The organism is Synechococcus sp. A15-127 (assembly GCF_014280215.1).
Lineage (GTDB): Bacteria > Cyanobacteriota > Cyanobacteriia > PCC-6307 > Cyanobiaceae > Parasynechococcus.
Map to the genome: position 1 here is coordinate 1,272,759 of NZ_CP047948.1, position 22,218 is coordinate 1,294,976.

22 protein-coding genes are annotated in these 22,218 nt (G+C 62.2%); 16 read left to right on the forward strand and 6 right to left on the reverse strand.

Features of this window, described 5'->3' with window-relative positions; all coding sequences use genetic code 11:
• Window positions 1–24: 24 nt before the first annotated feature.
• From SynA15127_RS06610 to SynA15127_RS06620, 3 genes are all read left to right on the forward strand, one after another.
• Window positions 25–963 (forward strand): SpoIID/LytB domain-containing protein, encoded by a 939-nt coding sequence (locus SynA15127_RS06610; protein WP_255475418.1) that lies wholly within the window; start codon window positions 25–27, stop codon window positions 961–963.
• Window positions 953–1,804, forward strand: coding sequence for a DUF4922 domain-containing protein (locus SynA15127_RS06615; protein ID WP_186483397.1), 852 nt, complete (start codon window positions 953–955; stop codon window positions 1,802–1,804). Before SynA15127_RS06610 ends, SynA15127_RS06615 begins: the two co-directional genes overlap by 11 nt.
• Before the next feature lie 145 nt (window positions 1,805–1,949).
• On the forward strand, window positions 1,950–2,546 hold the full coding sequence (locus SynA15127_RS06620; RefSeq protein ID WP_255475419.1) for a sigma-70 family RNA polymerase sigma factor: 597 nt from the start codon (window positions 1,950–1,952) through the stop codon (window positions 2,544–2,546).
• Here the strand turns inward: SynA15127_RS06620 and SynA15127_RS06625 are convergent.
• The gene (locus SynA15127_RS06625) at window positions 2,531–2,716 is read right to left on the reverse strand and encodes a sigma factor SigF (protein ID WP_186483398.1); all 186 of its coding nucleotides are present in this window, start codon (window positions 2,714–2,716) and stop codon (window positions 2,531–2,533) included. The two genes, SynA15127_RS06620 and SynA15127_RS06625, sit on opposite strands and share 16 nt — an antisense overlap.
• Window positions 2,717–2,878: 162 nt before the next feature.
• On the opposite strand from SynA15127_RS06625, the gene SynA15127_RS06630 reads away from it, so the two are divergent.
• Both SynA15127_RS06630 and SynA15127_RS06635 read left to right on the forward strand, forming a co-directional pair.
• Window positions 2,879–4,447 carry a DUF3370 family protein gene (locus SynA15127_RS06630; RefSeq protein ID WP_186483399.1) on the forward strand — a complete coding sequence of 523 codons (1,569 nt, stop codon included), beginning with the start codon at window positions 2,879–2,881 and terminating at the stop codon, window positions 4,445–4,447.
• 63 nt (window positions 4,448–4,510) lie between these two features.
• Complete coding sequence (locus SynA15127_RS06635) at window positions 4,511–5,473, forward strand: molecular chaperone DnaJ (protein WP_186483400.1); 963 nt, start codon at window positions 4,511–4,513, stop codon at window positions 5,471–5,473.
• Window positions 5,474–5,483: 10 nt separating this feature from the next.
• Here the strand turns inward: SynA15127_RS06635 and SynA15127_RS06640 are convergent, their stop codons facing one another.
• Complete coding sequence (locus SynA15127_RS06640) at window positions 5,484–6,152, reverse strand: YqhA family protein (RefSeq protein ID WP_370593968.1); 669 nt, start codon at window positions 6,150–6,152, stop codon at window positions 5,484–5,486.
• Between the two features lie 414 nt (window positions 6,153–6,566).
• Window positions 6,567–7,061: an allophycocyanin subunit alpha-B gene (gene apcD / locus SynA15127_RS06645; protein ID WP_186483401.1), complete on the reverse strand. Its 495-nt coding sequence runs from the start codon at window positions 7,059–7,061 to the stop codon at window positions 6,567–6,569.
• A gap of 80 nt (window positions 7,062–7,141) precedes the next feature.
• On the opposite strand from apcD, the gene rlmD reads away from it, so the two are divergent.
• Window positions 7,142–8,545 carry a 23S rRNA (uracil(1939)-C(5))-methyltransferase RlmD gene (rlmD, locus tag SynA15127_RS06650; protein WP_186483402.1) on the forward strand — a complete coding sequence of 468 codons (1,404 nt, stop codon included), beginning with the start codon at window positions 7,142–7,144 and terminating at the stop codon, window positions 8,543–8,545.
• Here the strand turns inward: rlmD and pheT are convergent.
• Window positions 8,535–10,976 (reverse strand): phenylalanine--tRNA ligase subunit beta, encoded by a 2,442-nt coding sequence (gene pheT / locus SynA15127_RS06655; protein WP_186483403.1) that lies wholly within the window; start codon window positions 10,974–10,976, stop codon window positions 8,535–8,537. The two genes, rlmD and pheT, sit on opposite strands and share 11 nt — an antisense overlap.
• Window positions 10,977–11,093: 117 nt before the next feature.
• On the opposite strand from pheT, the gene rpmG reads away from it, so the two are divergent.
• The 3 genes from rpmG to SynA15127_RS06670 are packed head-to-tail and all read left to right on the forward strand — an operon-like array spanning window position 11,094 to window position 13,619.
• Window positions 11,094–11,294: a 50S ribosomal protein L33 gene (gene rpmG, locus SynA15127_RS06660; protein WP_028952014.1), complete on the forward strand. Its 201-nt coding sequence runs from the start codon at window positions 11,094–11,096 to the stop codon at window positions 11,292–11,294.
• 38 nt (window positions 11,295–11,332) lie between these two features.
• A complete protein-coding gene (rpsR, locus tag SynA15127_RS06665) occupies window positions 11,333–11,554 on the forward strand; it encodes a 30S ribosomal protein S18 (RefSeq protein WP_006041316.1) in 222 nt (73 codons plus the stop codon).
• A 10-nt stretch (window positions 11,555–11,564) separates the two neighbouring features.
• Window positions 11,565–13,619 (forward strand): ribonuclease catalytic domain-containing protein, encoded by a 2,055-nt coding sequence (locus SynA15127_RS06670; RefSeq protein WP_186483404.1) that lies wholly within the window; start codon window positions 11,565–11,567, stop codon window positions 13,617–13,619.
• On the opposite strand, the gene SynA15127_RS06675 is transcribed toward SynA15127_RS06670, so the two are convergent.
• The gene (locus tag SynA15127_RS06675; protein WP_186483405.1) at window positions 13,595–15,373 is read right to left on the reverse strand and encodes an FAD-dependent oxidoreductase; all 1,779 of its coding nucleotides are present in this window, start codon (window positions 15,371–15,373) and stop codon (window positions 13,595–13,597) included. The two genes, SynA15127_RS06670 and SynA15127_RS06675, sit on opposite strands and share 25 nt — an antisense overlap.
• Before the next feature lie 145 nt (window positions 15,374–15,518).
• Between SynA15127_RS06675 and metG the strand changes: the two genes are divergently transcribed.
• Together metG and lptC are read left to right on the forward strand one after the other, a co-directional pair.
• Window positions 15,519–17,063 carry a methionine--tRNA ligase gene (gene metG, locus SynA15127_RS06680; RefSeq protein ID WP_186483406.1) on the forward strand — a complete coding sequence of 515 codons (1,545 nt, stop codon included), beginning with the start codon at window positions 15,519–15,521 and terminating at the stop codon, window positions 17,061–17,063.
• Window positions 17,063–18,226 carry an LPS export ABC transporter periplasmic protein LptC gene (gene lptC / locus SynA15127_RS06685; protein ID WP_186483407.1) on the forward strand — a complete coding sequence of 388 codons (1,164 nt, stop codon included), beginning with the start codon at window positions 17,063–17,065 and terminating at the stop codon, window positions 18,224–18,226. Before metG ends, lptC begins: the two co-directional genes overlap by 1 nt.
• Here the strand turns inward: lptC and SynA15127_RS06690 are convergent.
• A complete protein-coding gene (locus tag SynA15127_RS06690; RefSeq protein WP_186483408.1) occupies window positions 18,168–18,821 on the reverse strand; it encodes a cofactor assembly of complex C subunit B in 654 nt (217 codons plus the stop codon). The two genes, lptC and SynA15127_RS06690, sit on opposite strands and share 59 nt — an antisense overlap.
• A 64-nt stretch (window positions 18,822–18,885) precedes the next feature.
• On the opposite strand from SynA15127_RS06690, the gene SynA15127_RS06695 reads away from it, so the two are divergent.
• From SynA15127_RS06695 to SynA15127_RS06715, 5 genes are read left to right on the forward strand one after another with little or no spacing between them, the layout of a single operon-like run.
• Window positions 18,886–19,293 (forward strand): tellurite resistance TerB family protein, encoded by a 408-nt coding sequence (locus SynA15127_RS06695; protein WP_186483409.1) that lies wholly within the window; start codon window positions 18,886–18,888, stop codon window positions 19,291–19,293.
• A gap of 43 nt (window positions 19,294–19,336) precedes the next feature.
• Window positions 19,337–20,005, forward strand: a complete 669-nt coding sequence (psb32, locus tag SynA15127_RS06700) for a photosystem II repair protein Psb32 (RefSeq protein ID WP_186483410.1) — start codon at window positions 19,337–19,339, stop codon at window positions 20,003–20,005.
• A 12-nt stretch (window positions 20,006–20,017) separates the two neighbouring features.
• Window positions 20,018–21,166: a proton extrusion protein PcxA gene (gene pxcA / locus SynA15127_RS06705; RefSeq protein WP_186483411.1), complete on the forward strand. Its 1,149-nt coding sequence runs from the start codon at window positions 20,018–20,020 to the stop codon at window positions 21,164–21,166.
• A complete protein-coding gene (locus SynA15127_RS06710; protein ID WP_255475420.1) occupies window positions 21,159–21,713 on the forward strand; it encodes a bifunctional adenosylcobinamide kinase/adenosylcobinamide-phosphate guanylyltransferase in 555 nt (184 codons plus the stop codon). Before pxcA ends, SynA15127_RS06710 begins: the two co-directional genes overlap by 8 nt.
• Complete coding sequence (locus SynA15127_RS06715; protein WP_186483413.1) at window positions 21,710–22,210, forward strand: tRNA (cytidine(34)-2'-O)-methyltransferase; 501 nt, start codon at window positions 21,710–21,712, stop codon at window positions 22,208–22,210. Before SynA15127_RS06710 ends, SynA15127_RS06715 begins: the two co-directional genes overlap by 4 nt.
• Window positions 22,211–22,218 lie beyond the last annotated feature (8 nt).

Here is a 22,218-nt window from a genome sequence, read left to right on the forward strand (position 1 = left end):
TCGGGAGTCCAGCCTGGCTGCAACGTGCCGGTCTCTCCACAGCGCACCCTCATGCTCGCAGGGATCACTGGGGCGGTCCTAGCCGGGGCGTGGTCGATGGGCCGCTCGCACAGTCCCTTCTTCAAGCCCCGTGCATCCACCGCAACGTCCGCACGGCTTCTGGACCTGCTTCAGGCCCCCCCGCGCCCAACTGAACAACCCAACGCGGCAGGGGACTCCTCCGTGACGGCAACGCGACCACGCATCATTCCGGAGATCCCGGAGCCGCAAGGCCCTGTGACGCTGCCCATCCGAGTGGCACTCCTCAGTCAGGCACCGATCCGATCCCTGACACCCATCGCAGGTTGCCGCTGCAGCCTTTCTGACGGACGCGTCCTCGACAGTCAGCAGCTCGAGATCGTCATCAGCACGGGGCAGACGGGCCAGTTCCACTGCCGGGGAGGGCGCCTGAGGATCAACAACAGGACGTACGGAGACGCCCTGCACCTGATCAATCGTGGGGAGGGCTGGTTGGGGGTGAACGAACTGGATCTGGAGGACTACATCGCCTCTGTGGTCGGTGGGGAAATGCCGGCCTACTGGGAGATGGAAGCACTCAAGGCCCAGGCTGTGGCGGCCCGCTCCTACGCGATGGCCCATCTCGCCCGCCCCGCCTCCTCTGATTACCACCTGGGTGACACGACACGGTGGCAGGTCTTTTCAGGAGATCAGGGCGTCAGCGAGCGCACGCTGAGGGCAGCCAGAGACACGCAGGGCATCATCCTCAGCTACGACGGAGGAATCGTGGAGAGCCTCTACGCCGCCAACAGCACCATCAGTGCCGAGGCCCACGGGCATCTCGGAGCCAGCATGAGCCAGACGGGAGCGCAGGAGCTGGCCTCCAGGGGACTGAAGTACAACGAGATCCTCGGCAGCTACTACCAGGGCGCTTCTCTGGCCCGCTTACGGATCGATGGGAACTGAGCAGATCTGGAAGCAGGCTCTGGCCTGCAGCGAGACGGCTCTGGCGGCATCAGCGCTGGTGCCGCTGCCCACCAGCGTCCACGCCCTGGCCGGGGCGGATGGCTTGGACTTTGAGCTGCGGCATCTCACTGGAACCACACCGAAGCACCTGCGGGCAGCGGGTCCGCGTCCGAATCCATTTCGACCGTGGGATCAACGGCTGGCGGTCCGTTCGGTCGGAGAACACCACACCCTGATTCTCAACAAGTTTCCGGTCCAGATCGGTCACATGCTTCTGATCACATCCGAGTGGGCTCCTCAGTCGGGATGGCTGATGGAGCGGGACTGGCAGGCTCTTGCCTCCGTGGACAGCGACACGACAGGGCTCTGGTTCTTCAACAGTGGCCCGGATGCAGGGGCCAGTCAGCCGCATCGACATCTGCAGCTGCTGCCAAGGCATGTCGGCCAGGCCGTGTGTCCTCGGGACCGTTGGTACCGGATGCGCTCGTCACGACCCTGCAGGTCGGATGGTGATCTGCTGGAGCAGAGCTGCGCCGTGGCAGCGATGGACGCGGCCGCCTGCAGCGGCGAACGACTCTCCGCCACGTACCGGAACCTCTGCCGAAGCCTGGGAATCGGCAGTCCCGAAGAGATGGACAGGCCCCGGCATCCCTACAACATCCTTCTCTGCAGGGACTGGATGGCTCTGGTGCGACGGTCGAGAGACGGTGTGCACGGCTTCAGCGTCAACGCTCTCGGCTTCGCTGGATATCTGCTGGCCACGGAGAGCTCTGATCGAGACTGGCTGACCGCGGTGGGCCCGGAGGAGTTGTTGCGACAGGTGGCACGGAACCATCCGTGATTTCAGAAACGTCCGTGGAATCACGGATGCGGCCTGACTGTCATTGAGGCATCGCTGGAGGTAGGGAGTCGCCTACGACGTCCCGGATCCTTCGAAACAACCCACCATCAAGACATCAACAGCAATTCACAGGCGCAACCGGAGAGTGGAGGAGCATCTCCAGCTGGTCAGACCGATCGCTCTAAGCTTCGCCAGGCGCAGCGGCCAATGCGGCGAGGATCTCACCCAGGTGGGGATGCTCGGGCTGATCAAGGCCTCGTCGGCCTATCAGGTCGGCGGCCCGGTTCCCTTCCAGGCCTTCGCGCGACCGCATATCCGCGGTGCGATCCTTCATTACCTGCGGGATCGATCAGCGCTGATACGGCTTCCGCGTCGTGTCGAGGAGCAGGCTCAGCGGCTCTGCCGGCAACCGATCGATCAGCTGGATGCCAAGGAGCAGCTGATGGTGGCGCGGTATCGGAACAAATCCCGATGGTGTGACCTTTACGATGTTGCCGCAGATTCAGGTCAGGACCATCTGATTGATCTGGTTGCAGAGGATCGACGCAACCAGGTGCACAAAGCCCTGAACGATCTTCCCGGACATGAACGGGACGCGATTGTGCGGGTGGTCCTGCAGGGGGCCTCTCTGCGTGCAGTCGCCAGAGACAGCGGTGTTTCGGCGATGACGATTCAGCGTCGCGTCAAACGCGGGCTCGGCAGCCTGTCGGCAGCTCTGAAGCAGAGTCAGCTATCAGACTGAGCATCCCGATCGATCTGCCGCTGCAGAGTGTCCATCGCAGCGGTGACAGCAGCGAGCTGACGCTCCAGACCATCACGCCAGAAGCTCAGCATGGCCATCTTGCGGGATTGGTGATGGCGACGGCGGCTGGCCTGATCAACACCGGAATCGCAGCAGAGGGGCGGGAACATCTCAGAAGGAATCACCGTGACGATCCTGGCGGAAATGATCTGTGGATGCGTTCCGGACGCATGTGCTTGGCGAGGGATGTCAGGCGCATTACCTTTAGCCACTGTCGAGTGGGTTTCAAAGGAGGCCGGCATCGATCGGCAAGCCTCTGAGCACCTTGGTTCATGGCGATCAGGCGAGATTTACTGCTGGTTCTGATCCTGGCCACTGGTGCCGGCACGCTCCTGGAAGTGAGCCTGCCGACGCCCGCACGGTCCTACGTCGCCCTGATGGCCGGTCAGAGGGCGAGAGCCCTCAACGGTCGGTTCAACAACGTGCCGGTTCTCCACTCCAATCAGCCTGAGATCGTGACGGGGCCGGGGATTCTTGTTGACACTGCGCAGGGGGCGGCCATCGCCGCGGAAACCAACCAACCGCTGCGCAATGCCGAATACACCTTCGACGGTGAATTCGGCGTTCACATGCACCACAAGTATTACCCGGACGACAAGAACAAGCTGGGCGGCCGTCGAAAGCGCGGACTGCTCACATTGGCCCTGATCGCCTCCAATCCCGGCGAACGTCCCGTCACCCTCAGTTTTGATCGGGGATCCGTCAAGAACAGCTTCGAGGCGCCATATCACCCCAACAACCTGATGGGGGTCAAGCCATTGGGCAAACGTCCATGGAACACAGGCCCCGGTGACGCCACGGCGGTCCAGATGCTTCGCAATGAACTGGATCGACGTCTTGAACGCAGCATCACGATTCCTTCCCGCGGTCGGGCAGTGGTGGTGAGCACGGTGCTGCCGGCACGGGGCATTGCCAATGGGTTGCTGCGTGGACGGAGCGACGGGCCGTTCACGATGGCGGTCATCGCTGCTGAGGAAACCAAGCTGGACGCTGAACTGATCGCGGTGCTCGATGCAGGTCGCCTCGCACCCGGACGGGTGTATCTCGATCGGGTCCGAGAGATTCAGCAGCGGAAGATCTTCTCGCGCGTCGCCGGAGTCGCGCTCGGGGATTCCTATCAGGCATCGATCAAGCACGATCTGCGACGCGGATCTCTGCATGTGCCGCTCACCAGCACGGAGCGTCACAACTTCGGAACCCGAGATGTGCAGGTCAACCAGTTGACGACACGCATGCTCGATTCCGCTCTCGACAACGTCGGGACCTACGGCGTCCGCTACGACGTCTCCCTGAACCTGTCCGGATCAGGACAACATCAACTGGTGATGAGCCATCCAGTGATCTCTGGCAAGAAGCCCTTCACGGCCTTCAGAGGGTCCATTCGCATTGAATCGGATCAGGGTGCCAAGGAGGTGCATGTCGGCCTGAAATCAGGGGAAAGTCTCGCTCTCACTGACCTGCGCCTGAAAGAGGGGCAGATCAATCCGGTGAAAGTGAGCCTGGTCTACCCCGCCGATGCGACACCGGGTCACCTGCTCAGCGTGGTTCCTGTGCAGCAACTGGCGATGCTGCACAGACGGCAGGAACAGCAGCGTGCCGCACAGAAGAAGCTTGCGGAGCAGAAAGCACGCAAGGTGAACCCGAAGGCACCCCCCCCGAATCTGACGACACCGACCAAGACGGCCAACCAATCAAAACCGAAACCCACGACCAAGACGACTCAGCCGTTGCCACCGCCACCACCACCACCGATCCCGGCGATCGTGCCTTCGGTTGATGCGATGCAGTCGGATGCGATCCGCACACAGCAGCAATGGCTGCGGACCCTTCAGGGTCGATAACCTTCCGGCAGCAGTGACGTCTGATTGGCTGACGAGGAGTCCGCGAAACGACAGATCACACTGATGCTGGCTGGACGGTATGTCGACGTCCTCGACCGGTTGAAGAAGGAGTTCGGGGTGCGTTCCCGCGGCAAGGTGCTGGAAACTCTGCTGGAGGATCTCGTCTGCAGCGCGGACGCCGAAGACGCCGATCCGGTTCCGCAGCCGAGCGAACCATCAACAAGCGACGATCCTCAGGATTCATCCGATGCCAGCAGCCTGGTTCTCATCGGCCGAACGGCTGATGAGAACGAAACGTCGGAGCCCTCGCTGCCATCGTCGGTGTCTCCAGGGGCCAGTGCGTCAGTCGGTATTGATCTGCCCGGTTTCGTGCGTCGCCGCACGACACAGCTGAAGGAGTCCCTGTCCGATCCCAGACCGTCTGGACGTTCTCAGGCGGACCCTCTGCTCTCGCCGGTCAGCCATGACGATCTGATCGCGGCCGGTGGGGCGGCTGAGGAACATTGGCGATCTCTGTACGGCCAGGATCCCGGCGAGACCGTCGTGGAAGCGGCGATGCTCTGGCTGGGCCGAGACCTCTGGCCAAGCGTTGATGCCAGCGACGGACGACCGTTCACCTGGACAGCGGCCAACGCGGCGATTCAGGAGCTTTGCCCCGAATGGAACCTTGCGGAACCGTCCCTCGCTCGTGTGATGGTCGTCGCCGGTGCCCTGGAGGATCCCTTTGCAACGGCATTCCTGGCGGAGCGCATGCCAACGCTGGTTCGGCGTTTCGTGAATCGCTTCCGGCGCAGTCGACAGGTGACCTCCTTCGAGACTCTGGAGTCGACCATGACCGTGCATGGAGCTTTGAAACTCCTTGGCCTGTCAACGCAGGCTGGAGCATCGGTGACGCTGAACTCGATCCGAGAGGCTTACAAGACCCGCGCCCTCGATGAGCATCCGGACGCCGGTGGCTCAACCGAATCGATGCGCCGACTCAATGAGGCCTACCGCCTGCTCCGGGAGCTGTACCGTCAGAGCTAGATCATGCGTCTCACCTGCGACGCATGACAGGTCTTGACCAGCGTCTTTTGTGAGATGAACGAGACTGGTTTGATTCCGTCTCCGAATGGCTGCGAACGATCAACCAGGCGCTGAGAGCGAGCATCGCGACGCAGCCGCAGAGCGCCAGGAGCTCCAGAGAGTTATTGACTTCGAAGTCGATCATCTTCTTGAAAGCGGAAACAATCAGAGCCACAACAATGACGTTGGTGAGATTGTGCTTCAGGCTTTCCAGGCTGCTGACCGAGAGCAGATTGGCGTGCTGCTCATCATCACCTTCATGACGGGGGTCCAGGTCTGAAATCACGAGCTCATAGATGCCATATCCAAAAATCAGCAAAGCAATACCGATCACGAAGTAATCCACACCTCCAACCATCTGAGCAATCGATTTGGCCTGCAACGACGAACTGCCGATCGGGTGACTCAACAAACGCCAGAACGCAGAGAGCACCTCGATGGCACCAATCGCAAAGCAACCAATGCTTCCAAGCAGACTCAGCAGCACTGGCACGATGCTGATCAGCCGGAACCGCCAGATCATGCGCTCAAAACGTCGCTCAAGGAGTGTGGTCGGCACGAACCGGATCAAGGCTCGTCGAAGACTAGTGAAGCGCCAGGGCAATGCCATCGCAGCATTCTTGACATAGTCCTGCAGCAAGACCAGGCTCGGGTCTCACATGAGATTGCCGAGTAGATATTAACAATTGATTTTGCATGATTTCACCTGCAGCAACCTGCCAGTCCTCGTCAACGACAGTCTTCCGCAGAAAACTCTGATTGTGATCCTGAAGAACGACGTCCACCTCCAGTCCAGAGATTGAACGGCCGCTCTAGAACCCAGTGAAAACGAGGTTCAAACGGCATGCGTACCTGCTGTAGACACAGATACGCAAGCTTGAGAAAGTCAAAATGCGATGAATCTCGTCCATCATGCGTCGCATTCAAGACAAGGCATGAGTCTGTTTTTGAGTCTCGTTGGCGAATCGCAAGATGATCTGTCGATCTCATAAAAAAATCCCTGGACCCGTTATGGGACCAGGGATGTGTCTCGACTGAGACTATGGCGACGGGATCAGGTGGAGGTCTGCATCCCCTGGATCAGAAAATCGAAGTACGGACCAGCCACCATGCTCTGCTGCTCAGAGAGGAGTGACAGGGCTGCGGCCTTCATCGTTTTCATCGCTTGCACCATTCCGGGCATGGGTACCCCGAGGCTGTTGTACATCTCACGGGCACCGACCAGACCGATGTCCTGGATCATTTCAGTGCTGCCGGCGAGGACGCCGTAGGTCACCAGCCGCAGGTACCAGCTGTAATCGCGCAGACACTGCGCACGCTGACGCTGACCGTAGGCGTTACCGCCGGGTGCCACGTACTCAGGCTTGCGCAGAAAGAGCTGTTTGGCGGCTTCATCCACGATCTTCTTCTCGTTGTCGGTCAGCACCCTGACCACAGAGATGCGCATGGCACCCTGGCCGAGAAAGTCGACCATCGAGCGGAGTTCTCCGCTGGTCGGATACCGCAGATCCTCATCTGCCTGAAGGATGAGATCCCGGACGACGCTCATGGAACAGAACAGGCTCAGTGGAGTTTAGTGGTCTCACGTGGGTCCTCCGCTGATGCAGAGCCCGGTGTTACGCCATTGCAATGCCTGACTGCGACGGACACGATCAGGACCCGCAGGTTCCCCGTCCCGGTCTGATCATCGATCTCGAGGCAATCGACCTTGACCGTGAAGGCCGTGGATTGGCCCGTTGGAACACCTGGGTCGTGGTGGTCCCGGATCTGCTTCCCGGAGAGCGGGCCAGGGTTCAGCTGCAACAGCGTCAGAAGGCTCAGTGGCTCAGTCGGCGACTGGAGTTGCAGCACCATTCCCCCGAACGGCGATCCAGTCCATGCATCCTGGCGAAGGACTGCGGAGGCTGCACTCTCCAGCACTGGCAGGACGGCGCTCAGACGCAGTGGAAACAACGATCACTCGAGCAGACCCTTCAGCGCGTCGGGTCGCTCTCCCACGAGCCCGAAGCCGTCCTGGTGAATCGTGACCGTTGTCTCGGCTATCGCAACCGGGCACTGATTCCGCTGCGACGGGAACCGGATGGACGTCTGCGCATGGGGTATTTCCGGCGCGGAAGCCATCGGATTGTCAATCTGAATCGCTGTCCGGTGCTTGATTCACGGCTGGACCCCCTGCTGGAGCCGCTGAAACGGGATCTGGAGCGCAGCGCTCTTCCCGCTGATCATGATCTTCAGGGCCGTGATGGCCTGCGTCATCTGGGTCTGCGCATCGGTCATCACACCGGAGAGGTGCTGATCAGCCTGATCAGCAGCCGCGAGGATCTGCCCGGACTCCGGGAACTGGCAACCCGCTGGATGAGCCGCTGGACGAGCGTGCGTGGGGTGACCCTGAACCTGCAACCGAAACGCAGCAACCTGATCCTCGGAGCGGAGACACGGTTGCTCGGCGGTAGCCCCTGCATCGAAGAACGCTTCTGCGGCCTCAGCCTCTCCCTGGGCACCACCACCTTCTTTCAGATCAACACGCCCCAGGCCGAGCGAATCGTCGGCCTCATCCGCGATTGGTTCTCCGCTGAACTGGACTCGGGCTGTCTTGTTGATGCCTACTGCGGCATCGGAACCATCAGCCTCCCTCTCGCTGCAGCCGGATTTGATCTGGTGGGGGTGGAACTGAATCCGGATTCAATCGAACAGGCCTGCAGCAACGCGCGGATGAACGGGCTGCACGACCGGTGTCGGTTCGTCGCCGGGGATGTCGCTGACCATCTCGGCCAGGCACTGGCCGGCTGTGATGGCCTCGTGCTGGACCCACCGCGACGTGGGCTGGACGATCGAGTGATCGAAGCGATCCTCGGATCTCCACCACCGCTGCTGGCCTATCTCAGTTGTGATGCCGCAACGCAGGCCAGGGATCTGCGCCGGCTGGTGGGGCCGTCCGGTTGCTACCGGCTGGAACGCCTCCAACCCATTGACTTCTTCCCGCAGACCAGCCATCTGGAAAGCCTGGCGCTGCTGAAACGCATCAGCTCCTGAGCTCAGCCCCGAACTGCTTCTCCAGAGCCTTCCGGATCTTTTCGTGCACCGGCTGCACCTCCTCGTCCTTAAGCGTTGACTTGCCGCGGTAGCGCAGACGGAACGCCTGGCTCGCCTTACCGGCTCCCAGTTGATCGCCTTCAAAGCGGTCGATGAGCTCCACCTGTTCAAGCAAAGGCTTTCCGGCTTTGCGGATGGCCTGCATCAGATCGGACGACGGACACTGTTGATCCACCACCAACGCCAGATCCCGTTCGCTGAAGGGCACCGTTGGGAATGGACGGAACCCTGTCACCCAACGGTTGCTGCGGGTCGCAGCCTCGAGAACGCGGCTGAGATCCAGTTCGAACAGGTAGGTGGCCTCCGGCAGATCATGGGCTTCGGCCAGAGCGGGATGCAGCTGCCCGAAGCATCCGAACGGTCGACCTTCAAGGATCAGCGTCGCCGCACGGCCGGGGTGCAGACGGGCGTCGCTGTCGAGTCGTCGGTCACTGACCTCCAGCTTCAGCGCCTGCATCACCTCGCCCAGGACGCCACGTGCCTGGAAATAATCGAGGTGCACGGGTTTACCGCTGCTGGACCAGCGTTCCAGTCGACGTTCGCCGCAGATCATGCCGCTGAGAGAAGCGGACTGGTCGACGGCATCGGCTTGGCCGCTGAAGGTGTGACCGAGCTCGAAGATCCAGCAGCCCGTCTGGGACGCCTTCAGATTGCGCACGCAGACCTGAAGGTGTTCTTCCCAGAGGTTGGTGCGCAGGTGGCTGGTTTCCGCCAGCAGAGGATTCGTGAGCGGGATCCGGTTTTCCGTTTCACTGGGACCGACCAGCGACAGCGTGGTGATCTCCTGAAGACCACAGCCACTGAACAGGCGACGCAGACGGCGTTCGGCCTGCTGGATCGGTGTGAGGCGTCCCGGGACGATCGGATCAGGCAGATGGGATCCGAAGCGATCGAAGCCCACGAGACGGGCCACCTCCTCGATCAGATCGACTTCGCGGCAGAGATCCTGTCGGCGTGAGGGTGGTGCGATCACCTGCCAGCCCTCATCCTTCGCCGTTAGCTCACAACCGAGGGCCGTCAGGCAGCGTTCGATCTCCGCATCCTGCAGAGGCCGGACCTCCTCCTGCGACTCCAGTGATCCGAGCAGACGCTGCAGGGCTTCACGTCGCAGCAGAACAGGCTTCGAGTCGGGCGACACATCGCCGCACACCCAGCGCCCCGTGACCCGGCAGCGGAACAGATCCTCAAGCAGTTCAACGGCACGGACGCTGCAGGCCAGGGTGAGATCCTTCGGCAGTCCCTTCTCGAAACGGGCGCTGGCATCTGTGCGGAGGCCGACGGACCGGGCCGTTTCACGAACGGAGGAGGGCGTGAACATCGCGGATTCCAGCCAGATGCGCCGAGTCGCCTCGGTGACGCCGCTCTCGCGACTGCCGATGACCCCGGCCAGAGCCACCGGACGGTCGTGGCAGGTCACCACCTGTGCCCTCGGGTCAAGGACGAGCTCTCGGTCATCCAGTCCGGTGAACGCTTCGCCCTCACGGGCCTGTCGCAGTCCGAAGCTGGCGGCATCCACCGGCTGGCCGGTCAGCTGTTCCAGGGCATCAGCGTCAAAGGCATGCAGGGGCTGGCCCTGCTCGAGCATCACCACGTTGGTGACGTCGACCACGGCATTGACGCGATTGATGCCGGCGCGTTCCAGGCGATCCTTCACCCATGCGGGTGAACTGATGGAACCGTCGATGGCCTCGATCGAGGTCAGGCCATAGAGGCCACCCCGCCGCATGGCCGCGTCACTGGCCTCGGAGGTGTTCAGCGACTGGTGATCCGGATTCAACGTGAGGGCCGGCAGGTTGAGCGGAGCGCCCGTGAGGGCGGCGACCTCACGGGCGATGCCCACCATGGAAAGACCGTCGGGCCGGTTCGCTGTGATCGCGAGATCGAGCACGGTGTCATCCAGACCCAGCACAGAGGCCGCCGCAGCACCAGGCTGGAGCGTTCCCTCCACCAGATCATCCAGAACGGCGATGCCGTCCGAGTCGTTCTCCAGCCCCAGTTCCGACAGGGAGCAGATCATTCCGTTGCTGGCGACGCCACGCAGCTCACCGGCCTTGATGGTGAGCTTGACCGCCGGCAGTTCGGCTCCGACCCTGGCCACCGGGACATGGATCCCGGCCCGGACGTTGGCGGCACCGCAGACGATCTGGAGCGGCTCCGCTGCTCCGACATCAACACGGCAGACACTGAGTTTGTCGGCATCGGGATGTTTCTCCCGTTCGATCACCTTCCCGACCACGACTCCCCGGGCCCGGGCGCTCAGATCATCGATCTCGTCCACCTCGAACCCTGCCATGGAGAGACGATCCGCCAGTGCATCGACGGAATCGTTCACCTGGACCAGTTGTTGTAACCAGGAGAGGGAGACCCGCATGGGGGAAGGCAGGAAGCACGCGTGATCCTAAGAAGCGTCGGTGGAAGGTCCCAGCCGCGTCAGCGGGTAAGATCTTTGTTTGTCAATCCGCTTCGCACCTGCGGCGCTACGTCCTTTATGGCCAAGAACAAGGGCGTCCGGATCGTTGTCACTCTCGAGTGCACCGAATGCCGGTCCGTTCCCGCTTCCGAAAAGCGCTCCCCTGGCGTGTCCCGTTACACGACCGAGAAGAACCGCCGGAACACCACTGAAAGGCTTGAGCTGATGAAGTTCTGCCCTCAACTCAACAAGATGACGCTCCATAAGGAGATCAAGTGAGCCTTTTGCTCACCCTGCTTTTCAACTGTTCCTGACTCATGTCCAGCTCCTTCTTCAAGAAGCGTCTTTCTCCGATCAAGCCCGGCGATCCCATCGATTACAAGGATGTGGATCTGCTCAAGAAATTCATCACGGAGCGGGGCAAGATCCTCCCTCGCCGTCTCACCGGTCTGACAGCCAAACAGCAGCGTGATCTCACCAATGCTGTGAAGCGTGCGCGGATCGTCGCGCTGCTGCCGTTCGTGAATCCTGAAGGCTGATCGGCCACCGTTGAAGCCAGCCATTCAGACAGATGCGATTGTCGGGCTCGTCCTCAGGGGACAGCCCCTGATCGGTCGTGTTCTGTCTTCCAGGGGCAGTCGAGCGAGCATCGGCTTCGGCGGTCAGCGTCGCGATCAGGAACTGCCTCAGAGGGATCTGACGGTGATCGCAGGGCTTGAGCCGGCTGCATCGCGTCAGCCACTGCCGACGCCTGAAGCCATTCAGGACTGTGGCGTCAGTGCGCGAGCCGTGGCAGAAACCTGGTGGTTGCTGATCAGCGATCACAAAGGTTCTGACGGCGATCTGCCCTGCCTGTCCATGGTGGAACTCGCCGATCTGGTGATGGCCTCCGTCACCCTGGCTTCCATCGCGGCGGTCTGGGACTGGTTGCATGGGCCGCAGCTGTGGTTCCGGCTGCGACGGGATCGTTCACTGCAGGTGCGCCCACTCACGGAGATCCAGCGCCAGCGCGGCAGAAACAAGCAGCAGAGATTGCTGCTTCAACGCCAGAAGCGGCAACTGGATCTGCTGCGTTCACCGCGACCGCTGAGCGCCGATCTGCGCGAACAGCTTGATCCGGAGTGGCGCAGAACCCTTGAACGACTGCAGGAGCTGGCGCTTGGAGATGAACGCCTGTTGCTCGCCGATGCGAATGCCTGCGAACAGATGCAGCAACTCTCGATCGAGGCATCGCGTCGCAGCCTGAGGCAGTGGCTGATGCAACGGGACCTGCTCGATCCCGATCAACCGGCAGGTCTGCGGGGGAGTGTCTGGTCGGCAACGTTCGAACCGGAGCTGCTGGAAGCGGCAGAAGACCTCAAACTGTGTTCGGAACGCCCTCAACCGGGTGATCCCATGCGTCTGGATCTCGCCGATCATCGGGTGTACACGTTGGATGACAGCGGCACACGCGAGATCGACGACGGCCTCTCCCTGATGCGCGATCCCCAGGGAGATTGGATCTGGATCCACATCGCTGATCCTGCTCGGCTGATCGAAGCGGACAGCCCACTGGATCTGGAGGCAAGGCGCAGGGCCACAAGTCTCTATCTGGCGGAAGGGGTGCGACCGATGCTCCCTTTCAGCCTCGCCGCCGACGTGTTGAGCCTGCGGGCCGGTCAGAGATGCGCTGCCCTGAGTGCCGGCGTTCGGCTCGACGCAGAGGGTGCGGTGCAGGAGAGCAAGATCTGCCGAAGCTGGGTTCAACCTCGCTACGGCCTCAGCTACGACGATGGTGATGAACTGATCGAACTGGCCCCGCCTGGGGATGAGGATCTTGCCGATCTCTCGCTGCTGTTGCTTCGTCGCCAGCAGTGGCGCGAACGTCAGGGGGCGATCGGATTCGATCGACCGGAAGGGAGGTTCCGACGTCTGGAGGATGGTCCGGCACTCCAGGTGATCGAACCATCGGCCGCCAGACGGATGGTCAGCGAAGCGATGCTGCTGATGGGGGCCGTGGTGGCTGATTTCGGGGTGCGACACGATCTGGCACTGCCCTTCCGCAGTCAACCTCCGGCAGATCTGCCATCACCGGCCGAGCTGCAGGCACTTCCCGAAGGGCCGGCCCGTGATGCTGCGATCAAGCGCTGTCTCAGCCGTGGCGTTCAGGGCACCACCCCAATGCCCCATTTCAGTCTCGGCCTGGCCAGTTACGTCCAGGCCACCTCCCCGATCCGGCGCTACGCAGATCTGCTCAGCCACAGACAGCTCATCGCCAGCCTTGAAGGCCAGACACCGCTCGACAAGGACCGGATCGGGGAGCTGATCGGGGATCTGGACTCACCGTTGCGACAGGGGATTCAGATCAGTCGGGAGGACCAGCGTCACTGGCAGCAGGTCTGGCTGAGCATGCATCGCGAGCAGACCTGGACAGCGCTCTTCCTGCGCTGGCTGCGGCCCCAGGATCGATTGGCGCTGGTGCATGTCGCGGACCTGGCGATGGATCTGGTGGGTGTGGCGGAAGGGGTCGATCCCAAACCGGGTCAGTCCCTGCAGATGAGCATCCAGCATGTGGATGCGGATCAGGGCGAGCTGCGGATTCAGCTGGAGGCATCGAGCACCTGAATCACCCGCAGCCAGGGCCCCCATGGATTCACGGCGGCGATCAGTTCCACCGGTTCAGCGTCGCGCATGGCCATCAACCGCTGATTCACGGCCGGTTCCAGGGTGATCAAGGTCTGATCCCCCTGGCCGCAACTGAGTCGAAGAGCGCCATCCGGGCCGTGAAACAACCTGCCCTGGAAACGTCTGGCAGGACCGGGGCATGGGGCGCCGTCAGGCTGCGGACGCAACAGGTCGCAGGCCTGTGCCGGGTGCAGGTTTCCCTGCTCATCGACGGCATCCGGATGGCAGAGGCCACGGCGCTGGGCCTGAGCCCAGTCCGGATGCCAGCTCGGCCACTCCCATAGCGGAAGGACCGCCGCCGGAGCGACCGGATCCTCCAGAAGGGCGTGTTGAACGGTCTCCACCGGCAGTTCAGCCGGCAGCGTGGCGCTGCGGATGGAAAGGGCTGCCGCCAGTCCGGCCGCCTGCCCGAGATTGAGCATCAGAGGTTGCAGGCGTGTGGCTCCGTTGGCCATGTGACTGACGCTGAAGGCCTTGTCCGCCATCAGCAGGTTCGGCGCCGACGTGGACACCAGGGCAGCCAGCGGGACACAGAAGGGGGTTCCGGTCCAGCGGCCGCCCCAGCGGCAGCTCTTGGGAGCCAATGGCCAGTCCTCTCCTGGGTAGTGATGATCATTGGCATAGGTGCCCACGGCGATGCTGGTGCAACGCCCTGAGGAATCCAGAGGCAGGGGACCGCGCCGACCAGCCGCCACAGGCAACAGGTCGCATTCGGTGACCACCGCATCGCCGACGAGGCGACGTCCCTCCCGCCAGTAGGGCATCAGCGCCAACTCGGGGAACGGACCAGGGAATGCGGACCCTGCCTCCAGCGCTCCGCCGGAGCAGGCCCGCAATGTGTCCAGGAAGGCGCGGCTATGACGCCGCATCGCGACGGCAAGGTCGTCTGTTTCTGACGGATCTGGACTGATGCACCTGCCCAGGTCGATGTGCCAGTCATTGCCCTGCTTCGGCCAGTTCAGCATCACCAGTCCCCCGGGCAGCCGCCCGTAGGTGAGGGTGCGTTCTAGTCCGAAGGTCTCGAGGCAGCCCCGGAACGGCTCCTGGGGTTCAACCAACGGCTGCACGGGCAAATGAGCCTGCGTGAGCTGCCCCATCGCGACCCAGGTGGGTGACTGCACCGGTTGACGCCGGAAGAACGGATCGCTGGACAGCTGTTGCCGCGGTGGTGCACTCGGTTCGTTCCAACACTCCCTGGGCTCCCATCCCCAGCGGAACGGCACCTCCGCCCGTGCCATCAGATCACCGAGATCACTGCCATCGACAACGATCTCCGGTGTGAGTCTGATGCTCTCGTCTGAATACCGCACCGTCAGAACATCGATACGATCCGCGCGGCGGCCCACATCCAGCAGAGTGGTTCCAGGCCACCAGGTCAGCAGCTCCTCGGCTGCAACCCACTCCTGAAGAACCGCTTCCGCCTGATCAGGCCGGAATCCGAAGCAACTCACCCAGTTCTGATCGAGACCCTCCGGCACCCTTTGCTGCAGGTCACGGATCAGAGCGCCCCACAGGCCGGTCTGCCAGCAACTGAGTTCATGGCCATCGGGTGCACTCACGCCGGCGGCGCTCAGCATTCCACCCAACCAGTGACCTGGGGTCAGCAGCAAGGTGGAGGCCCCGGTTCGGGCACTCTGAACAGCGGCTGCGCAACCACCGGTTCCCCCTCCCCAGACGACGACATCCCAGGACATCACGCGTCGCCGCCTGGGTGGAGAGCAGCGAGCCCGGCCAGCAGGGTCCTGTCATCCAGTTCTGAGAAGCGCGACATCAGGTGCTGCAGAGGATGGTCGTTAGGATCCGGCGTCGCTGCGGTGCAGCGGAGTTACCGCTTTCAAGATGCCCTACACCCTCACAACTCCGCTTTATTACGTCAACGACAAGCCCCATCTCGGCAGTACCTACACGACCATCGCCTGCGACGCCCTGGCCCGCTACCAGCGTTTGCGCAACGGTTCCGTGGTGTTCATCACCGGTGTTGATGAACACGGCCAGAAGATCCAGCGCACAGCGGAACGACAGGGGGTTTCACCCCAGGAACACTGCGATCGCATCAGTTCCACATACCGCGACCTCTGGGCCCGGTGGGGAATCAGCCAGGACCGCTTCATCCGCACCACCGATCCGCGACACCTTGACCTGGTCCAGCAGTTCTTTGCACGGGTCGAGGCCTCGGGCGATGTGGTGACAGGACGCCAGACGGGCTGGTACTGCGTTGACTGCGAGGAATTCAAGGACGATCCGGCCGAAGCGGTTGCCCCCGACTGCCCCATCCACCGCAAGCCGTTGGAGTGGCGCGATGAGGAGAATCTCTTCTTCCGGTTGTCCCGTTACCAGAGCGCCATCGAGGAGCTCGTGAACCGGGACGATTTCATCTCCCCGGCCAGCCGTCGCCAGGAGGTGCGCAATTTCGTCGCCCAGGGGCTGCGGGACTTCTCGATCTCCAGGGTCAATGTGTCCTGGGGACTGCCGGTGCCCGGCCATGACGGACACACCTTCTACGTCTGGTTTGATGCCTTGCTCGGTTATCTCACGGCCCTTCTCGATGACGGTGGCGATGTCGACCTCGACAGGCTTGAGCAGTCGGGCTGGCCCGCATCAGTCCACGTGATCGGCAAGGACATCCTCCGTTTCCATGCCGTGTTCTGGCCGGCCATGCTCATGTCGGCCGGATTGCCGTTGCCGCATCGGGTGTTCGGCCATGGATTCCTGACCCGTGAAGGGCAGAAGATGGGCAAATCCCTCGGGAACGTCCTTGATCCGGAGGTGCTGCTCGACCGCTGTGGGACGGACGCTGTGCGCTGGTATCTGTTGCGGGACATCCAATTCGGAGACGACGGCGATTTCCAGCAGCAGCGGTTCGTCGATCTGATCAACAACGACCTGGCGAACACGATCGGCAATCTGCTGAACCGAACGTCTTCCATGGCACGCAAGTGGTTCGAGGAATCCGTTCCCCCCGGTCGCGATGGTGCCGGCGCGGATCACCCGCTTGCCGTGCAGGCTGCCGGGGCGGTGAGCACCTGTCTCGAGGGACTCGATCGGCTGGCGTTCAAGACGTCTTCAGAAGCGCTGTTGCAACTGGCGATCGCAGCGAACGGTCACCTGAATGACACCGCGCCCTGGAGCCGTATGAAGCAACCGGGTCAGGAGTCAGTTGTGGCGATCGACCTCTATGCGGTCCTGGAAGCGGCCCGGATCGTCGGTGTGCTTCTGTCCCCGCTCCTGCCGGATCTGAGCGCAAGGATCCTCGAACAGCTGGGGAATCCCCAGGCAGCCGACCGCTGGGAGGATCAACTGGTCTGGGGGGGACTGACCCCGGGAACGCCGCTGCCTCAGCCCAGTCCTGTGATGCAGCGACTGGAGCTGGACGAACCGCTCTGATGGCGATGCTGCTTGGTCCCCTCGGTCGGCGCCTGATCCCGCTGCTTGCCGGCCTTGCCGTGATGACAGGCTGCCAGGAGAAGCCAGCGAGCGACCAGCAGGCACCTCCCTTCGTGCTGCGCTCCCTCAGCCTCAATCAGCTCAAGCCCGACGGCTCCCGGGACTGGGATCTCAGCAGTCCGGAGGCCCGCTACGACCTCGACAGCCGAACCGTGCGTGCCAAACTCCCCTCCGGCGTGCTGTACAAGGCTGATCGCCCGGGGTTCCGGATCAGTGCTGATCTCGCCACTGTTCTCAATGACGGGGAACTGGTGGTTCTGGAAGGAAACGTGCGTCTGCAGCAGCTGAATCAGCGACGCATCTTGATCCAGGGCCAGCGTCTGGTGTGGACGCCGGACAGGTCGCTGATGGTTCTCGAGCAGCGACCGGTCGCGGTGGATGCGGAATCAAGACTCACCTCCCCGCGCCTGAACTACCGGACAGACACCGACAACCTGGTCTTCGAGGGGCCTGCCCGCCTGCAGCGCTGGGACAAGGCTAGAACGACGGACAAGCCTCCCGACACGCTCATCCAGGTTGAACGTGGCATCTGGAATCTCGCCACCGGCCGCCTGGATGCCTCCGGTCCTGTGCTGGGCGAACGCCAGCCTGATCGTTCGCTCACAGCCAGCCGGCTGGAGGGCAACACCAAAGAGGGATATCTGGACCTGGTGGAACCGGTGCGCGTTCGTCTCGGCGATTCCGAGGATGAGATCAAGGCCGGACGGACACGCTGGAACTACCAGCGACGGGAACTCCGTTCCGACAGACCATTCACGGCCACATTCGAGGCAGGTGAGGCCAGTGGCACTGGATTCATCATCGATGAGGAGGCCACCACGGTCACCGTTGCACGGGACTGCCGTCTGAACCAGCCGGGAGAACAGCTGCGTGCCCAACGCTGTCGCTGGAACTGGAGCAACGAACGCGTCAGGGCAGAAGGGGACGTGGAAGTCCGTCGTGAGGCGCTTGAACAGATCACCAGGGCTGCTGTTCTAGAGGGGGTGGTCGGTGAAGACGGCAACCTGCGATTCAGTGGTGGCGGTGAGCGGGTACGGTCCCGAATCAGACTGGGGGAACCGGCCCGTCAGCAACGGAATGCATCCCCTGCAGAGCTGTTCTGAGCCGGACGGCCCATCCTTCAGCCCAGCGTTCGTCCGATCGACTGAAGCAGCGTTCTGACCAGCCACCGATCACGACCACCCCATCCCCTCCGAGGGGACAGATCAACACGGAGGGAAGGGCGTCCAGCACGGGGTCAAATTCCCCACGACCTGGAAACAGCGCGGTGCTCACCAGGGAGACACTGTTGTTCTTCTGCATCACTCGCCGGCAGATGGTTCCGGGGTGGAAGTCTCCATCGCTGATCAGCCCCCGACGCAGCAGGACAGTCCCCTCCCAGTAGACCAGCACGGTCGACGCAGCCGTCGCCGTCAGCAACATGTGGCTTCCCCAGCCCAGCTCATCGCGGACCGAATCGGAGAGATCGGATGCCAGCACGAGACCCTGTTCGCCACCAAGCTCCTGACGAGCAGCGCTGCGAGGGTCGGCCCGGGTCCAGAGCGCAGCCACCAGCAGGAGACTTACCGCAGCGACGGCCGAGAGCACTTCGGCCCGCTGCAGTTCTGGGGTGACGGACTGCGCCATCACGGTGTTCAGCACGGCCATCACAAGGATCAGCAGACCCCAGACGAGGACGATGCGGGCCTGGGCGGGCATGCGTTACCGGGCACTGTCAGAACCAGGACATCCTGCTCAAATGTGGACAGACCGTCCCGTCCGAATGACCAGCGCCGAAGCCTTCGCCGCCGTAGCCCTTGCTGCAGTTGCCTGTGACGGGACTCTTGGTCGCGATGAGGCCCATGCCCTGCGACGTCAGCTGGAGAACCGCAGCCTGTACACCAGCTGTTCGGAAGCCACGATGGGTGAGCTGTTCGATCGGCTGCTCACACGGCTCCGGGAGAACGGTGTCGCGGGACTGATCGATTCGGCTGTGCCCGCCCTCAATCAGAGTCAGCAGGAGTCGGCCCTGGCCGTGGCCGCCCATCTCGTTCACGCCGATCGCAAAGTGACGCGTGAGGAGTCCGAATTTCTCCAGAGGTTGACGGAACAGCTCAACCTGCCATCCGGGGAAGCCCAGATGATCATCCGCTCGATCGAAGCACTCAACCGCGACAGCCTCGACAGCTGACGGCAGACTGTGGCCATGAATCGCCTGTGGAAGGAACCGCGTGATGCCGCACTGGAAGCAGATCGTCACCGCACTGAGCGGCCTGGCTCTGGCTCTGATCCTGATGGTTCCAGCGGCGATGGCGGTCGCCCCGGCAGCTTTCAGCCCCGAACGGCCGGTTGATCACGTGATCGACGATGCCGACGTCTTCAGCCGTGCCAGCCGCGGGGAGCTGGAAACACGTCTGCAGGACTTTGAACAGGACCGCCTTGACGCCAGGCTGATCACGCTGCGGCGCCTGGACTATGGATACACCCTCAACAGCTTCGGGACCGAGCTGCTGGAGCAGTGGAGTCAGCCCGGTGAGGCCCCTCTGATGCTGCTTCTGATCGAAAGTCAGGGGAAACGGGCCGCGATCATCGCGGACGACTCCCTACAGTCACGCCTTCCTGAAGCCCTGCTGAAAAGCACAGCTCGCACCACGATGGCGATCCCACTGCGGGCTGGAGATCGCTACCGCCAGGCCTCGATGGACGGCCTCGGGCGGATCTCGGTGGTCCTGAACGGTGGTGAGGATCCAGGCCCCCCTGAGGAGACGGTGCGCACGACTCTGCCCACCAACATCCCCACCCAGGAAGAGACCCAGAGCAGCAATGCCACCACCTGGATCATCGTGCTGATGGTGCTCGGAACCATCATCCCGATGGCGACCTGGTGGGTGTTCTCACGCTGACCACCGCAGCTGATGACGCGTCGAAACTGGATCCAGCTCTTTTCCCACGACCAGTCATTCGACCTCTCCAATGAACTGGAGAGGGGGTATGAGGCTGCACTGCTGATCCAGAGCCTCGAGCTTGAGTACTACGCAGACCGTCCCGTTCGTCCGGACCTTGAGCTGTCGGTTCCCCGTCAGGTTCAGCTGACGATTCTTCGACGCTTCCGGACAGCTCTGAACATCTGCCGCTCGAGCAAGGCGGCCATCGAACCGAAACGCGGCCAGTTGGATGTTCAGGAACTGCGACAGCTGCAACTGATCGAAACCGTCGTGGCCCGCTATGCACCGGGTCGCTCCTCACAACGCGGAAAAATCAGCAGGGACCCGGAACCTCTTCCCCGATCGCTGCTCAGCCTCTTCGACTCGATGCGTCGTCAGCTGGACCCCTCTTCAGAGGAAACCCTTGTTGCAGGTTTTCGGCGGCGCCGCGATTCCACACTCATTTCCCTGCGTCTGGTCCTGCTGCTGATCCTTGTACCGCTCATGGTGCAGCAGATTTCGCGCACGTATCTGATCTCCCCGGTGGTCGACCGTCTGGCACCTGATCTCGGCTTTCTGAGCTATCCGAAGGACGGCCTCGAAGCAAGGTCTGTGGAGAAGCTGCGGATTTACAAGGAAGAAATCGAGTTTGAAGCTCTGCTCAGCGGCGTCGAGACTCCGACAGGTGATGCCATGCGAGAGAAACTGAGAGTCAAGGCGGAAGAACTGAACCGTGAGATCACATTCGAAAGCCTGCAGGCGATCAAGAATGTTCTTTCCGATCTTGCCGCTCTGCTGGCCTTCGTTGTGGTCTGCTTTTCGAGCCGAGATGAACTTCGGGTTCTACGAGGTTTCATCGATGAAGCTGTTTACGGTCTGAGTGATTCAGCCAAGGCTTTCGGCATCATTCTGTTCACAGATATCTTCGTGGGCTATCACAGTCCAGAGGGATGGACTGTTCTGCTTGCCGGTGTTGCCGACCATTTCGGATTACCGGCTCAGGAGAACTTCATCATGTTGTTCATCGCCACTTTCCCGGTGATCCTGGCAACGATTTTCAAATACTGGATCTTCCGTTATCTCAACCGGGTCTCACCCTCGTCCGTGGCGACACTGAAGGGAATGAACGGTGGTGGCTGAAGCCCCAGCGCGGGCAGGATCCCTCGTTCTTGTCCACGGACCGGCCCGCGGCGGCAAGAGTCGCTGGGCAGAAGCACTGTTGAAGGACATCACCCCGGTCACCTACGTCGCGACAGCACCGGGCCGACCTCAGGATGCGAGCTGGCAGGAGCGATTGCGTCTGCACCGCTTGCGGCGACCGGATCACTGGGCGTTGCTGGAAGCGGGTCCGGACCTTCCGCAGGATCTGAAGCGCGTTCCTGGGAACCATGCCGTTCTGATCGATGCTCTCGGCGGATACGTGGCCCAGCATCTCGACTCGGAAAGCAACATCTGGGATCGGCAAACCGAACGCCTGCTCAGCCAACTTTCGACGATGGGACAGACCTGTGTTCTGGTGATCGAGGAAACGGGGTGGGGCGTGGTTCCGCCCACCGCCATCGGCGGTCTGTTCCGTGACCGACTCGGAGCTCTTGCCCAGCGCCTTGATCGTCAGGCGGTGGCCAGTTGGCTGGTGGTGCAGGGTCGGGCACTGGATCTTCACGCTCTGGGAGTACCGGTTCCATGAAGCTTCCGGATCCCTCAGCAGCGCTGCGCATCGCCTTGTTCGAACCGCAGATTCCTCCCAACACCGGGAATATCGCCCGAACCTGTGCGGCGTTCCAGCTGCCACTGGCTTTGATCGAACCCCTCGGGTTCCGGATTGACGACCGCAGCCTCCGGAGGGCCGGTCTCGACTACTGGCCGCATGTGACGGTCTCCACCCATGAGGATCTCAACGATCTGACAGGACAGCTACCGAGGGAGAGCCGTCTGATCGGCTGTAGCCGCTACGGCGGTGTGGCCTTGACGTCGATGGTCTTCCAGCACGGTGATGTGCTGTTGTTTGGACGGGAGGACACGGGGCTGCCGCCATCGGTGCGTGAACGCTGTGACGGCATGGTCACGATTCCCATGCCAGGCGCGGCCGACAGCTCGGGCCAAGGAGGCGTGCGCAGTCTCAACCTTTCGGTGGCCTCTGCTCTGGTGGCATTCCACGCAGGAACTCAACTGTGTTTGTGGTGATCGACGGA

What these genes read in the sequence shown, in the direction of transcription:
- SynA15127_RS06615 (WP_186483397.1), top strand. Translation starts at nt 953, where the DNA reads ATGGGAACTGAGCAGATCTGGAAGCAGGCTCTGGCCTGCAGCGAGACG.
- SynA15127_RS06625 (WP_186483398.1), bottom strand. Translation starts at nt 2,716, where the DNA reads ATGTTCCCGCCCCTCTGCTGCGATTCCGGTGTTGATCAGGCCAGCCGC.
- SynA15127_RS06630 (WP_186483399.1), top strand. Translation starts at nt 2,879, where the DNA reads ATGGCGATCAGGCGAGATTTACTGCTGGTTCTGATCCTGGCCACTGGT.
- SynA15127_RS06635 (WP_186483400.1), top strand. Translation starts at nt 4,511, where the DNA reads ATGCTGGCTGGACGGTATGTCGACGTCCTCGACCGGTTGAAGAAGGAG.
- apcD (WP_186483401.1), bottom strand. Translation starts at nt 7,061, where the DNA reads ATGAGCGTCGTCCGGGATCTCATCCTTCAGGCAGATGAGGATCTGCGG.
- rlmD (WP_186483402.1), top strand. Translation starts at nt 7,142, where the DNA reads ATGCCTGACTGCGACGGACACGATCAGGACCCGCAGGTTCCCCGTCCC.
- pheT (WP_186483403.1), bottom strand. Translation starts at nt 10,976, where the DNA reads ATGCGGGTCTCCCTCTCCTGGTTACAACAACTGGTCCAGGTGAACGAT.
- rpmG (WP_028952014.1), top strand. Translation starts at nt 11,094, where the DNA reads ATGGCCAAGAACAAGGGCGTCCGGATCGTTGTCACTCTCGAGTGCACC.
- rpsR (WP_006041316.1), top strand. Translation starts at nt 11,333, where the DNA reads ATGTCCAGCTCCTTCTTCAAGAAGCGTCTTTCTCCGATCAAGCCCGGC.
- SynA15127_RS06675 (WP_186483405.1), bottom strand. Translation starts at nt 15,373, where the DNA reads ATGTCCTGGGATGTCGTCGTCTGGGGAGGGGGAACCGGTGGTTGCGCA.
- metG (WP_186483406.1), top strand. Translation starts at nt 15,519, where the DNA reads ATGCCCTACACCCTCACAACTCCGCTTTATTACGTCAACGACAAGCCC.
- lptC (WP_186483407.1), top strand. Translation starts at nt 17,063, where the DNA reads ATGGCGATGCTGCTTGGTCCCCTCGGTCGGCGCCTGATCCCGCTGCTT.
- SynA15127_RS06690 (WP_186483408.1), bottom strand. Translation starts at nt 18,821, where the DNA reads ATGCCCGCCCAGGCCCGCATCGTCCTCGTCTGGGGTCTGCTGATCCTT.
- SynA15127_RS06695 (WP_186483409.1), top strand. Translation starts at nt 18,886, where the DNA reads ATGACCAGCGCCGAAGCCTTCGCCGCCGTAGCCCTTGCTGCAGTTGCC.
- psb32 (WP_186483410.1), top strand. Translation starts at nt 19,337, where the DNA reads ATGCCGCACTGGAAGCAGATCGTCACCGCACTGAGCGGCCTGGCTCTG.
- pxcA (WP_186483411.1), top strand. Translation starts at nt 20,018, where the DNA reads ATGACGCGTCGAAACTGGATCCAGCTCTTTTCCCACGACCAGTCATTC.
- SynA15127_RS06715 (WP_186483413.1), top strand. Translation starts at nt 21,710, where the DNA reads ATGAAGCTTCCGGATCCCTCAGCAGCGCTGCGCATCGCCTTGTTCGAA.